This is a genomic window from Streptomyces sp. NPDC001194, from assembly GCF_042896985.1.
Classification (GTDB): Bacteria; Actinomycetota; Actinomycetes; order Streptomycetales; family Streptomycetaceae; genus Streptomyces.
This window is the reverse complement of record NZ_JBIAXU010000021.1, coordinates 18,283-31,085: the sequence shown is the minus strand read 5'-3', so window position 1 is coordinate 31,085 and position 12,803 is coordinate 18,283. Positions and strand designations below refer to the sequence as shown.

At 72.7% G+C, this 12,803-nt stretch carries 12 protein-coding genes; 8 read left to right on the top strand and 4 right to left on the bottom strand.

The window, feature by feature from the left end; all coding sequences use genetic code 11:
- Positions 1-66: 66 nt before the first annotated feature.
- Positions 67-453, bottom strand: coding sequence for a hypothetical protein (locus ACFY1T_RS30415; RefSeq protein WP_390791008.1), 387 nt, complete (start codon positions 451-453; stop codon positions 67-69).
- A 334-nt stretch (positions 454-787) separates the two neighbouring features.
- Between ACFY1T_RS30415 and ACFY1T_RS30410 the strand changes: the two genes are divergently transcribed.
- Together ACFY1T_RS30410 and ACFY1T_RS30405 are read left to right on the top strand one after the other, a co-directional pair.
- Positions 788-2,233, top strand: a complete 1,446-nt coding sequence (locus tag ACFY1T_RS30410; RefSeq protein ID WP_030159005.1) for a glyceraldehyde-3-phosphate dehydrogenase — start codon at positions 788-790, stop codon at positions 2,231-2,233.
- 141 nt (positions 2,234-2,374) lie between these two features.
- A complete protein-coding gene (locus ACFY1T_RS30405; RefSeq protein WP_390791007.1) occupies positions 2,375-3,106 on the top strand; it encodes a hypothetical protein in 732 nt (243 codons plus the stop codon).
- 540 nt (positions 3,107-3,646) lie between these two features.
- Here the strand turns inward: ACFY1T_RS30405 and ACFY1T_RS30400 are convergent.
- Positions 3,647-4,531 carry a methylenetetrahydrofolate reductase gene (locus tag ACFY1T_RS30400; protein ID WP_051805181.1) on the bottom strand — a complete coding sequence of 295 codons (885 nt, stop codon included), beginning with the start codon at positions 4,529-4,531 and terminating at the stop codon, positions 3,647-3,649.
- Positions 4,532-4,643: 112 nt separating this feature from the next.
- Here ACFY1T_RS30400 and ACFY1T_RS30395 point away from each other — a divergent pair, with 112 nt between their 5' ends.
- From ACFY1T_RS30395 to ACFY1T_RS30375, 5 genes are all read left to right on the top strand, one after another.
- Entirely contained in the window at positions 4,644-5,573 is a 930-nt protein-coding gene (locus ACFY1T_RS30395; protein ID WP_390791006.1) for a DNA-binding protein, read from the top strand.
- Between the two features lie 57 nt (positions 5,574-5,630).
- On the top strand, positions 5,631-6,383 hold the full coding sequence (locus ACFY1T_RS30390) for a response regulator transcription factor (protein ID WP_390791104.1): 753 nt from the start codon (positions 5,631-5,633) through the stop codon (positions 6,381-6,383).
- A complete protein-coding gene (locus tag ACFY1T_RS30385) occupies positions 6,380-7,825 on the top strand; it encodes a sensor histidine kinase (RefSeq protein WP_390791005.1) in 1,446 nt (481 codons plus the stop codon). The genes ACFY1T_RS30390 and ACFY1T_RS30385 overlap by 4 nt, the downstream gene beginning before the upstream one ends.
- A 115-nt stretch (positions 7,826-7,940) precedes the next feature.
- Entirely contained in the window at positions 7,941-8,357 is a 417-nt protein-coding gene (locus tag ACFY1T_RS30380; RefSeq protein WP_390791004.1) for a hypothetical protein, read from the top strand.
- Entirely contained in the window at positions 8,354-8,566 is a 213-nt protein-coding gene (locus tag ACFY1T_RS30375) for a hypothetical protein (protein ID WP_390791003.1), read from the top strand. The genes ACFY1T_RS30380 and ACFY1T_RS30375 overlap by 4 nt, the downstream gene beginning before the upstream one ends.
- 74 nt (positions 8,567-8,640) lie before the next feature.
- On the opposite strand, the gene ACFY1T_RS30370 is transcribed toward ACFY1T_RS30375, so the two are convergent.
- The gene (locus tag ACFY1T_RS30370) at positions 8,641-9,345 is read right to left on the bottom strand and encodes a TetR/AcrR family transcriptional regulator (RefSeq protein WP_390791002.1); all 705 of its coding nucleotides are present in this window, start codon (positions 9,343-9,345) and stop codon (positions 8,641-8,643) included.
- Positions 9,346-9,420: 75 nt separating this feature from the next.
- Between ACFY1T_RS30370 and ACFY1T_RS30365 the strand changes: the two genes are divergently transcribed.
- Positions 9,421-10,995: a monooxygenase gene (locus tag ACFY1T_RS30365; RefSeq protein WP_390791001.1), complete on the top strand. Its 1,575-nt coding sequence runs from the start codon at positions 9,421-9,423 to the stop codon at positions 10,993-10,995.
- On the opposite strand, the gene polX is transcribed toward ACFY1T_RS30365, so the two are convergent.
- The gene (gene polX, locus ACFY1T_RS30360; protein WP_390791000.1) at positions 10,940-12,664 is read right to left on the bottom strand and encodes a DNA polymerase/3'-5' exonuclease PolX; all 1,725 of its coding nucleotides are present in this window, start codon (positions 12,662-12,664) and stop codon (positions 10,940-10,942) included. The two genes, ACFY1T_RS30365 and polX, sit on opposite strands and share 56 nt — an antisense overlap.
- Between the last annotated feature and the right edge of the window lie 139 nt (positions 12,665-12,803).

The window sequence follows — 12,803 nt, the reverse complement described above, 5'->3', positions numbered from 1 at the left end:
CGCCGCACGCGCGTGCCCGGCCGGCCGGCCGGGCACGCGGCGGCCGGCCGGGCACGCGGCGGCCGGCTACCGCTCGCCGGACGCCACGCGCGCGAGCTCTTCCTCCACCGCGCACAGCTCTTCCCGCCGGTCCATGAGGATCAGCAGTTCCCGGTGGTTGGTCAGTGCGGTGACGAGGAGATCGCTCCAGCCGGGTTCCAGCTCGCACATGCGCCGCGCGGCGGCGACGGACTCGGCGCGCAGGGCCAGCGCGATCTCCGGCTGGTGGGCGAACTCGTAGCGGCTGTACTTCCACAGTGCGGCGGACAGCAGGGGCAGGTAGGCCAGGGGGCTGACCTGGACCAGGACGCGGTAGGCCGCGACCCGCTCGCGGACGGACGGCTTCCCCGATCCGAGGAGGGCGACCCGGGCTCGGAGGACTGCGTCGTGATTGATGTTCGCCGAGTGATTCATGACGCTGATTCTCAAAGCCGCACAGGGGCCCGAACAAGGGCAAACGACTGTGCCCTCGGTCCTACGAAAACCGCCTCTGACCTGTCATGATTGGTACGTCTTCACCCCTGCGCCCCCCGGACGGCCCGCCCGCCTCCGCGACGGGATGCCGCCCTCCCGCTCCTCCCCCGCCCTCCCCTTCCGCCCTCGTGCGCGCGCACCCGGGGCACTCGGAGGATCACCCAAGCGCAAATCAGACAGATCGCCGCGAAAGGGTGCTCCGGCGGTACCCCTTGAGTGCCCAAAGTGGCGTGGGGTTAGCATGTGAGCGCCGCCTAGCTCGAAAGATAAACCTGTGACTGTCAATGACGACTCGTTCACCAACTGGAAAAACCGCGAGGAGATCGCGGAGTCGATGATCCCGATCATCGGGAAGCTGCACCGCGAGCAGGACGTGACGATCCTGCTGCACAGCCGCTCCTTGGTGAACAAGTCGGTGGTCAGCATCCTGAAGACCCACCGATTCGCCCGTCAGATAGCCGGTGAGGAGCTCTCCGTCACGGAGACCCTGCCGTTCCTGCAGGCGCTCACCACGCTGGACCTGGGCCCCTCCCAGATCGACATCGGCATGCTCGCCGCCACCTACAAGGCCGACGACCGCGGCCTGTCCGTGGAGCGCTTCACCGCCGAGGCCGTCGCCGGTGCCACCGGCGCCAACAAGATCGAGCGCGGCGAGGGCCGCGACGTCGTCCTGTACGGCTTCGGCCGCATCGGCCGCCTCGTCGCCCGCCTGCTGATCGAGAAGGCCGGCTCCGGCAACGGGCTGCGCCTGCGCGCCGTCGTCGTCCGCGGGGGCGGCGAGGCCGACCTGGTCAAGCGTGCCTCGCTGCTGCGCCGGGACTCCATCCACGGCCAGTTCCAGGGCACGATCACGGTCGACGAGGCGAGCAGCACGATCATCGCCAACGGCAACGCGATCAAGGTGATCTACGCCAACGACCCGAGCGAGGTCGACTACACGGCGTACGGCATCAAGGACGCCATCCTCATCGACAACACCGGCAAGTGGCGCGACCGCGAGGGTCTCTCCAAGCACCTGCGCCCCGGTATCGACAAGGTCGTCCTGACCGCTCCGGGCAAGGGCGACGTCCCGAACATCGTCCACGGCGTCAACCACGACACGATCAAGCCGGACGAGCAGATCCTGTCCTGCGCCTCCTGCACCACCAACGCGATCGTCCCGCCGCTGAAGGCCATGGACGACGAGTACGGCGTGCTGCGCGGCCACGTGGAGACCGTCCACTCGTTCACCAACGACCAGAACCTGCTGGACAACTACCACAAGGCCGACCGCCGCGGCCGCTCCGCGCCGCTGAACATGGTCATCACCGAGACCGGTGCCGCCTCGGCCGTCGCCAAGGCGCTGCCGGACCTCAAGGCGCCGATCACCGGCAGCTCGATCCGCGTCCCCGTCCCGGACGTCTCGATCGCGATCCTGAGCCTGCGCCTCGGCCGTGAGACGACCCGCGAGGAAGTCCTCGACTACCTGCGCGACGTCTCGCTGAACTCCCCGCTGAAGCGCCAGATCGACTTCACCACGGCGCCCGACGCCGTGTCGATGGACTTCGTGGGCTCGCGCCACTCCTCGATCGTCGACGCCGGCGCCACCAAGGTCGACGGCGACAACGCGATCCTCTACCTCTGGTACGACAACGAGTTCGGCTACTCGTGCCAGGTCATCCGGGTCGTCCAGCACGTCTCCGGCGTCGAGTACCCGACGTACCCGTCCCCGGCGGTCTGACCTCCTCGCACCGCGCGGCACCCACGGCCCGTCCCACCGCCCGCTCCCGGGCGGCGGGGCGGGCCGCATGCGTTGCCGGGGCGGACGCGCGGCCCCGAAACCCAGGTGTGCGGTGGACTGTTGTGCTGTTACGTTCCTCGTGTGCCGAAGTTGAATCAGATCATCGCAGTGGAGAAGGGCGTCAAGTCCAAGTCTCTCCAGGAACTCACCCAAGCCCATCAGGACGTCCAGAAGCCCGCGTTGCTCGCCGGCATCTCCCGGACGTACCAGCCCAAGGACGAGGAGGGCGAGCAGCTGCCGCCCGAGTCCACGCGGGTGCAGATCAAGGCGGAGGACGTGCTGCGCGCGACGGCGGGGACGCTGACGCGACTGTTCGACGTGACGGCGACGAAGGACTGGGCGAACCGCACGGCGGCCGCGGACGTCGTCGTCGACGGCACGGTCCTGCTGCCCCAAGTGCCGGTCCCGTACCTGCTGTTCCTCGAGAAGCAGCTCACCGACCTGCACACGTTCGTACGCAAGCTCCCGGTGCTGGACGCGTCGGAGGCCTGGAACCTCGACCCGTCCACGGACGCGTGGAAGACCGACCCGGTCCGCACGATCCGCACCAGGAAGGTGCCCCGCAACCACGTCAAGGCCGAGGCCACGGAGAAGCACCCGGCCCAGGTCGAGGTGTACTACGAGGACGTCCCGGTCGGTTACTGGACGACGGTGAAGTTCTCCGGAGCACTGCCGGCCCGCCGGGTCAACGAGCTCCTCGACCGCGTCGAAAGGCTCCAGCAGGCGGTCAAGTTCGCCCGCGAGGAGGCCAACGGCACCGAGGTCACCGACCAGCGGGTCGGGGACGCGGTGTTCGGCTACCTGTTCCGGTAGCCTCAAGATCGCCCCTTGTGCGAGCGAGGGGGTGCGCGCACAGCGCGCAAAGCTGAAACTGATGTTGAAGCTGACCAAGGGGTGTCAGTTGGGGGTTCGAATCCCTCCCCCGGCACACGTGCCGGGGTGGCCCAAGCCGGAAGAGGCGGCCCCGTGAAACTCAGATTCTCGCTCCAGTCTCAGCATTCGCCGCCGAACGCCGGATCGACCGAGCGCGGACGATCATCGACGGATGGGGGTTCAAGTCCCCTCTGCGCCTCTCTCGTGGCGCGGTAGTTCAAAGGCAGAACACGTCGATCTCAGAATGATCCGCGACTCTTAAACGCCGCCGGTGTGCGCAAATGGGTGGCAAGCTGGAGCCCGGGAGCTGGATATGCTCCCGGGCTCCGTCACGTTCCGTCACGCGTAGGGGTTGAAGGGGATCGAGGCTTCGAGGCGTTCAGGGCGTCGTCGAAGCGGCCGTCGGAGATCTTGATCGTGGCCGAGCCGAATTCGGCGTTCATGAGCTTGTCGCGCAGGCCCGCCGGATAGCCGGCGTGCTCAGCCGCCGATGCGGTCCAGCATCGCGCGGCGCCAGCGCTCCGTCTCGGCGATCTGGTTGAACGTGAACAGGTGCAGGCCGGCCACCGCGGACCCGGGCGCATCGAAGGCGGGGGCGCCCCGCCGCAGCAGCCGCTCCGGGGAGTAGCCGCCGGGCGCCGCGAAGCGCAGGAACCACGAGGGGTGCCGGGTCAGGAACTTGGCCGACTCCCCCACGCCGATCTTCGTCGCCATCGACAGCAGCTTCGCGCGCTCGACGGGACCGGCGACACCGACGTGCACGGGCAGCACGATCTGCCGACTCCGTACCCGTACGAGCCACTGCCGCAGGGTCGCCGGGTCGAAGCACAGGTTGCTGACGATGTACGTCGCGTGCGGCTGCTTGTCGGCCATCGCCCGCACGGTGACCTCGTCGGGGATGAGCGGATGGCTCTCCGGGTACCCGGTGATGCCGACGTGCGCGAACGGGCTGCCCAGCTCGCCGAGGCGGCGCAGTACGGGCAGGGCCGCGTCGTACGCACCGGCCGGCGGGTCGGCGTCGCCGGCCGGTACGAAGACGTCCTCGATGCCGGCGGCGACCAGCCGGTCCACCACGTCCGCGAGGTGACCGGCGTCGGTGATCTGCCGGGCCGGGAGGTGCGGGACGACCCGGTAGCCGTGCCCGGCCAGGCGGGTGGCGAGGTCCAGGGTCGGGCCGATGCCCTTGGCCGGGGATGCGGTGACGGTGACCGGCACGTCGGCCGGGACGTGCGCCAGGACCTTGTCCTCGGTGGCCTTCGCCGGCAGGACCTCGTAGCGGACCCTGCGCAGGAGCTCCGCGAGGCCGCCCCCGGTGACCGGGGCCTGGGCGGGGCGTTCGGGATACGGCGTGGGCCGGGCGGACATGCCGCTCCTCCTGGGGTGGCGGGTGGCGCCGCATCGGCGGCTTCTCGGCCACCATCATGCCGGGTGCCCGAACGCCTCCGTCCGCCGCGTCCGAAGGGCGCAGGCTTGGACCGTGGAACACATCACCGCGCTGACCGCGCAGCTCCTCGAGACGGACCGTACGGCGGGGGCCCGCCGGGCCGCACCGGCGGCCCTGCGGGCCGTCAGATCCGTCACATCCGTCACATCCGTCGAAGCCGCCGGGCACGGCGCGGCCGGGCGGTCCGCGCTGATGGAGCTCTTACAGGTCGCCGCCTGGATCCTCTTCGACGCCGAACGGCACGGGATCTCGCGGCGGCTCAGCCTCCGCGCACTGGCCCTGGCCCCCGGCCTGCCCGAGGGGGCCGCCTCCGTCGAGCTGCTCGTCCTGTCCGTGCTGTGCCTTCAGGAGGAGCACCTCGGGCGCCCCGCCGAGTCGCTGCGCATCTCGTCGTCCGTGCTGGCCGGCCGGGACCTCCCGGCGCGGGTGGCCGCCGTCTTCCACGTACGGGAGGCACGCGCCCGCGCCCGGCTCCGGCAGGGCCGGCGCGCGCTGCGCTCCCTCGCCGCGGCCCGGGAGCTCCTCGCGGACGGGCCCGGCGAGCGCGATCCGTCCTGGACCTGGTGGTTCGACCGGTCGGAACTCGACGGCCACCACGGGCTCGCCCTCGCCGACCTGGGGGACGCGGACGGGGCCGCGGAGCTGCTCCACGCGGCGACGGCGGCGGGTGACGCGCCCGCCTACCGGTCGTTGTTCTCCACCGAGCTCGCCTGCGTTCTGGCCCGGGCCGGCGCCTGGCGCGAGACGGACGCCCGGCTGTCCGGCCTGGTCGACTCCGTCCCGGACATCGGCTCCGTCCGCGCCCTGAACGCCCTGGCGCGCACCGTCCGCACCATCGGGCGCGGCCCCCGCGTCCCCCGCGCCCTGCGCGACACGAGCGGGCACCTCGCGTCGGCCCTGCGGAAGGAGACCGGCCGGCCCCACCCCCCGCACCCCGCCTTCCGGGCGGTCCGGCGGCCGTGAGATGGTCGCCCCGGCCTCCGCGACGGGGCCGTGCGCAAGGAGGGCATCGTGACCGGCATCGGCAGTGCGTCCGGCAGTACGTCAGGCGTGACGTCCGGCAGTCCGCCCACCGGGCGGGTACTGGTGGCGGACGACGACGCCGCCATCCGCCGCTCCCTGGAGCGCGGGCTGCGGCTGAGCGGCTTCACCGTGCTGCTCGCCGAGGACGGGCCCGCCGCACTCGCGCTGCTCGCCGACCGGACCCCGGACGTCCTCGTACTGGACGTCTCCATGCCCGGCCTGACCGGCACCGAGGTCTGCCGCGGCCTGCGCGCCCGCGGCGACGAGACCCCCGTCCTGATGCTGTCGGCCCTGGACGAGGTCACGGACCGGATCGCCGGACTGCAGGCCGGCGCCGACGACTACCTGGTCAAGCCCTTCGCCCTGGAGGAGCTGGTCCTGCGCCTGCACGCCCTCCTGCGGCGCCGCCCGGTCCCCGAACCCGCCTCGGATGTCCTGCGCGCCGGCCCGCTCGTGATCGACGAGGCCCGCCGCCAGGTGCGTCACGGGGAGAGCGAACTCCACCTCACGCGGCGTGAGTTCGAGCTGCTCCTCCAGCTGGTGCGCAACGCCGGGATCGTCCTCACCCGGGACCAGCTGCTGGACCGGGTGTGGGGCTACGACTTCGAGGTCCGCAGCGACGCCGTCGACACCTTCGTCAGCTATCTGCGCCGCAAGCTGGAGGAGGGCGGCCGCCCGCGCCTGATCCACACCGTGCGCGGCGTCGGCTTCGTACTGCGCGTCCCCGGGGCCCGGGAGGACGGGTCGTGAAACTCGCCACCCGCATCGCCCTCTCGGTGACGGTGGTGGTGCCCCTGCTGGTGCTCTCCGCGGGGCTGCTGGTGCTGGGGCTGGTCAGCCGCGATCTGCACCAGCAGCAGGACACCCGGCTCCAGGACCGGGCCTCCGCCGTCCTCCCGGACGTCAAGACCCTGCTCACGGCGGACCGCAACGGGAAGCCGAAGGTGGAGCAGAACCAGCACCGCAAGGTGCTCGGCGACGTGCTCGACGCCGGCATCCGCGTCCGTACGGCGGACGGTTCCGTCGTCCTGGAGGGCGGTCCGCAGCCCGCCGACCCGGTGCGGCTGCCCGATCGGACCCCGGAGGGGCCGGTCACCGTCCGGGCCAAGGGCCGCGCCTGGCGGGTGCTGACCGTCCCGGTGGCAGGCCCCGCCCCGGGCACGCTCTGGCTGTTCACCCCGGCCTCGGCCGCCGACCCGCAGGTCGTCGCCGTACGCCGCCGGGTCCTGCTGGTGGCCCTGCTGGCCGCGCCGGTCTCCGGGCTGCTCGCGTACGGCCTGGCCGGCCGTGCCACCGCCTCCGTGCGGAGGCTGAGCCGCCGGGCCGCCGCACTCGACCCGGGCGCGGGCGCGGCCGCCTTCGCCAGTGCGCCCGTGAACATCGCCGAGGTGGATGAACTGTCCTGCGCCATCGGCCAGTTGCTGGACCGGTACGAGGAGCAGGCGGCCCGCACGGCGCAGGCGCTGGACACCGCGCGCTCGTTCTCCTCCGCCGCCTCGCACGAGCTGCGCACCCCGCTGATGAGCATGCGGACCGACCTGGACGTACTGGCCGCCCATCCCGACCTCTCCCCCGCCGAACGGGCCGAGATCGTACGGGACTTGCAGCGCGATCACGCCCGGCTGCTGGACCTGCTCACGGCCTTGCGGATGCTCGCCCGGGGCGATCTGGTGGAGGTCTCCGCCTTCTCCCCGCTCGACCTGTCCGAGCTGGTGGACACCGTGGCCGCAGAGACCGCCCGCCGCCACCCCGAGGCGCGGGTGGAGGTGGAGACCCCGTCGGAACTGGTGGTGTTCGGCTGGGATGCGGGGCTGACCATCCTGCTCGCCAACCTGCTGGGCAACGCGGTGGTGCACGGGCGGGCGCCCGACGGTCCGCCCAGGATCGCGGTGCGGCTGCACGCGGAGGGCGGGTACGCGGTGCTCAGGGTGGACGACGCGGGGCCGGGCATCCCGCCCGGCGACCGGGAGGCCGTCTTCCGGCGCTTCCACCACCGTCCGGGCAGCCCCGGCTCCGGGCTCGGGCTGACGCTGGTCGCCCAGCAGGCCGCGCTGCACCGGGGTTCCGTCGTGATCGGGACACCGCCCGGCGGCGCGGGCACCCGCTTCGAGGTACGCCTGCCCCTGTCGGCGGCGGACGCCCCGACCCTGCGGCTGCCCAAGCGGCGCGACTGGATCTCCCGGGGCGACTGAGGGCTCCGGCCGACGGCCCGCGCGGACTCACAAAGATTCCACAAAGACGATCCCTATCGTCCTGACGCGTCGGCCGCCTGTGAGCCGGCCCGTTCACACCGAAGGGGATACAGCCATGCTCCCGATCCGTAGGACCGCCGCCGCCGCGATCGGCGCCCTCGCGCTGGCCGGCGCCCTGATCTCCGCCGCTCCCGCCCAGGCCGAGTCGGCCAGTCCCGCCCCCGCCGCGCCGAAGACCGCCAAGTCCGCGCCGAAGGGCGACGGCGCCAAGGCGATCTGCAAGCGCCTGCCCAAGACGCAGAGCCGTGTCGGCACCGCCATCGACAGGCTCAAGGGCGACGCCACCGTCCTCGGCTCCGTCGCACGGCTGGAGCAGCGCGTCGCGAACGCCCAGACCGCCGGCCACACCGAGGTGCACACCTACCTCAACGACCGCCTGACCTTCCGCAAGAGCCTGCTGCCCACTCTCCAGAAGCGGCAGGACGACCTGAAGGCCGTCAGCACCTGGTGCTCCGCGCAGGAGTCCAAGTGACCCCGGTGACCGTGCCCCGCCGCGCCGCCGCGGCTCTGGCCGCGCTGGCCGCGGCGACGGCGCTGCTGCTCACCGGCTGCACGCCGGGCGCGAGCGCCAAACCGACCGGCACGGCCGACGACGCCACGGTCAAGGACATGCAGCAGAAGCTGGACGACGCCGAGAGCGCGGCAGCCCAGGCGGACACGGACGCCACGCAGAACAACTGACCCGACCCGACCCGCGCCGGCCCGCCCGCGCACGCCCGGCCCGCCCCGATCCACGGGGCGGGCCGGATCCGTTTTCAGGCGGCGGGTCCGGACCCGGCCCGGTGCAGGGCGCGCAGCCCCTGCACCAGCAGCCCCAGGCCGAACTCGAACTGGGCCGTGAAATCGGCGCCGGTCAGCACCGGCAGGGCCGCGGTCAGGTGCGGGAGGCCCGCCGCCGTCACCGCCTCCCGGAGCTGCTCGGGGTCCGCGGGTCCCCGGTCTCCGGGCTGGAGGGCGGCCTGCTCCTCCAGGGTGTGGCCGACGGTGTAGTGGACGACGGTCAGCGCGGTGCGCGCCGCCTCCCGGGGGCCGAAGCCCGCCTCGCCCAGGACCCCGATGAGGGTCTCGGCGAAGCCGAGGGTGTTCGCGCCGGTCGAGTGGGTTCCGGCGTAGACCCGCGCCCCGTCGCGATGGGCGAGGAGCGCCCTGCGCATGCGACGGGCCAGGACGGTCAGGCGTCCGCTCCAGTCGGGATCCGCGGGCGGGGCGGAGCAGCCCGCCAGCATCCGTTCGGCCATGGCGGTGAGCAGGTCCTGCTTGGTGGCGAAGTGCCGGTAGAGCGCCCCGGCCTGGACTCCCACCGCGTCGGCCAGCCGCCGCATGGTGAGCGCGTCCAGTCCGGATGCGTCCAGCAGCACCAGGGCGGCGTCGACGGTACGGGTCTGGTCCAGCCGAGGCGGCCTGCCCCGGGCCGGCGGGCGGGCGGCGTCGGCGGAGGGCGGGGTTGACGGTGAGCTCATGGGCCCCACTATAGTGAACAGCGTTCACGTGAACGCTGTTCACTAAATAGGGGACATCCCGGAAAGAGGCAGCCGATGGAGACCGATGTGATCGTCGTGGGCGCCGGGCCGACCGGCCTGATGCTCGCCTGCGAGCTCGCGCTGGCCGGCGTACGGACCCGGATCGTGGAGCGGCGGGACGCTCCGCAGCCCGATTCGCGGGCGCTGACCCTGCACCCGCGCAGCGTCGAGCTCATGGACCAGCGCGGGCTGGCCGACCGCTTCCTCGCCCTCGGCCGGACCGTTCCCGGCTGGCACTTCGCCGGCCTCGACACCCGGCTGGACTTCGGCGCCCTGGACAGCCGCCACGGGTACACCCTGTTCCTGGCCCAGGCCCGTACGGAGGCCCTGCTGGAGGAACGGGCGCGCGAGCTCGGCGTGGAGATCCACCGGGGGCGCGAGGTCACCGGGCTGCGCCAGGACCCGGACGGCGTGGAGCTCGGGGTACGCGGCCCCGACGGGCCCGAAACCGTACGCGCCTCGTACGCGGTCGGCTGCGATGGCGGCCGCAGCATCGTGCGGCAGGAGGCGGGCATCGGCTTCCCCGGCACGGACGGGACGCTGACCGGCGTCCTCGGCGACTTCGCGGTGGCCGACCCCGAGGGCCTCGGGCGGATCCGGGCCGAGGGCGCGCTGGCCGTTCCGCTGGAGGACGGCCTGACCCGGTTCGTCCTCATCGACCCGGAGCGGATGCGGACGCCGGCCGACGAGCCCGTCACCATCGAGGAGTTCCGCGAGTCCCTGATCCGGATCTGCGGGAGCGACTGCGGGGTGGACCGGCCCCGCTGGCTGTCGAGGTTCGGCAACGCCACCCGGCTCGCCGAGCGCTACCGGTCCGGCCGCGTGCTGCTGGCCGGGGACGCGGCGCACATCCACTTCCCCGCGGCCGGCCAGGGGCTCAACACCGGGCTCCAGGACGCGATGAACCTGGGCTGGAAGCTGGCCGCCGAGATCCGCGGGTGGGCGCCGCCCGGGCTCCTCGACACCTACCACGGGGAACGGCACCCGGTGGGCGCGGCGGTCACCGAGAACACCGAGGTGCAGACCCTGCTGGCGGAGCTGGCGCTCGTCCCCTCCTACCGCCGGCCCGCCACCGCCCTGCGCAGACTGTTCGACGAGCTGCTCGGCATCGAGGAGGTCAACCGCCGGCTCGCCGGACGGGTTTCCGCGCTCGCCGTCGGTTACCCGGCCGCCGATGCCGACGCCGATCCGCTGGTGGGCACGCGCATGCCGGACGTCCCGCTGAGCATCGCCGGCTCCGCCGCTTCGCGGGTGTACGAGCTGCTCCACGAGGGCCGATTCGTCCTGCTGAACCTCGCCGAGGAGCAGGGCTTCGACGTCGGGGAGGCATGGGCCGGCCGGGTCACGGCGGTCACCTCGTCCCCCACCGGCCACGCCGGCCTCGACGAAGTGGCCGAGGTCCTCGTCCGTCCCGACGGGCACGTCGCCTGGGCCACCCGTACCACCGCCGCCGCGGCCCGCCGCACCGAGCGGTACGGGGCGCTCGCCGCCTGGGCCGGCACGCCCCGAAGGGGGTCGGAGGGGGTCGAAGGGGTCAGCCCCGCTTGTCCTTCAGGAACCGCTGCAGGCGGGTCCACGGCCAGGTGTTGACGACGTCGTCCTTCGTCAGCCAGCCGCGCTGGGCCGTGCCCACCCCGTAGCGCAGGTACGGCAGGTGCGTGGTGGCGTGCGCGTCCGAGTTCACGGCGAACTTCACCCCGTGGCGCCTGGCGCGCAGGATGTCCTCGTCGCCCAGGTCGAGCCGCTCCGGATGCGCGTTGATCTCCAGGGCGGTGCCCGTCCGCGCGCAGGCCTCGAAGACGGCCTCGAAATCGGCGTCCACGCCCGGACGCCGGCCGATCCGCCGGGTGGTGGGGTGGCCGATGACCGAGACGTACGGGTTCTCACAGGCCCGGATGAAGCGCCGGGTCATGGCCGCCCGGCTCTGGCCGAAGTGGGAGTGCACGGAGGCCACGCACAGGTCGAACCCGGCGAGGAACTCGTCGGGCCAGTCCAGGCCGCCGTCCGGGCCGATGTTGAGTTCGGTGCCGTGCAGCAGCCGCATCCCGCGCACCGTGCGGTCGAGCGCACGCACCTGCCCGCGCTGGGCCAGGATCTTCTCCTCGGTCATGCGCTGCATGGCGAGGTCCGGCGCGTGGTCGGTGACCGCGTAGTACGCGTAGCCGCGTGCCGCGGCGGCGGCCACCATGTCCTCCAGCGAGGCGAGTCCGTCGGTGAGGTCGGTGTGGGTGTGCAGGTCGCCCCGGATGTCGCCCTCCTCGACGAGGGCGGGCAGTTCGCCCCGCAGCCCGGCCGCGACCTCTCCGCGGTCCTCGCGCAGCGTCGGCGGGATCCAGGGCAGGCCGAGCCGGGCGTACACCTCCTCCTCCGTCTCCGAGGCGAGGCTCTTGCCGCTCTCCGCGTCGAAGAGCCCGTACTCCGAGAGCTTGAGACCCCGGCGCACCGCGAGGGCGCGGGTGCGGATGTTGTGCGCCTTGGACCCGGTGAAGTACTGAAGTCCGGCCCCCCATGAGGCGGGCGGCAGGACGCGCAGGTCGACCTGGAGGCCGGCCGCGGTGCGGACGGAGGTCTTCTTCGCGCCCTGCGCGATGACGTCGGCCACCGGCGGGAGCCCGGTGAGGGCCGCCATGAAGGGTGCGGAGGTGCCGGCCGCGACCAGGATGTCGACGTCGCCGATGGTCTCGCGCATGCGGCGCAGCGAGCCCGCGTACGTACAGCGCACGCAGCCCGGGATCCGCTCCATCTCGGCGACGATCTGCTCGGCGATCTCCGTCGCGGCGCCGAGCAGGATCCGGCCGTCGGCGTTGCGGAGCACGGAGATGCCGTGGAGGATGTTCCGCTCGCTCTGCTCGCCGAAGCCCTTCAGGTCGCGCAGCCGCTCCTCGCGGATGGCCTCCTCCAGCTGTTCGACGGAGGAGACGCCCAGCTCCTCGTACAAGGCGTGGGCCTTGCGGGGGCCGAGCCCGGGGATCGCGGTCAGGGCCCGCACCCCCGCCGGGACGGCGGCCCGGCGCGCCTCGATGTCCGGAACGTGCCCGGTGCTCAGGTAGGCGACGACTTTCTCGGCGATCGACCTGCCCACGTTCGGGATCTCCCGCAGGCCCTTCGCGTCCAGCCCGGCCACATCGGCCGGATGGCCGCCGATGGCGCGGGCGGCCTTCTCGTACGCGCGCGCCTTGAAGGCGTCGCCGCCGCTGATCGAGATCAGGTCGGCGTACTCCCGCAGCAGTGCCTCGACCCTCTCGTTGGCCCTGGCCATGCCTCCAGGGTGCCTCGTGCGCCGGGGCCCGGCGCGGTGCACCGGGCGGGGCGCGGGCGCTGCCGGCGAAACAGAAGTTGAGGATTGTTCACTTTCCATTGACAGGGCGGGCGCCGCGGGCCAACAGTGTGCCGTCAGC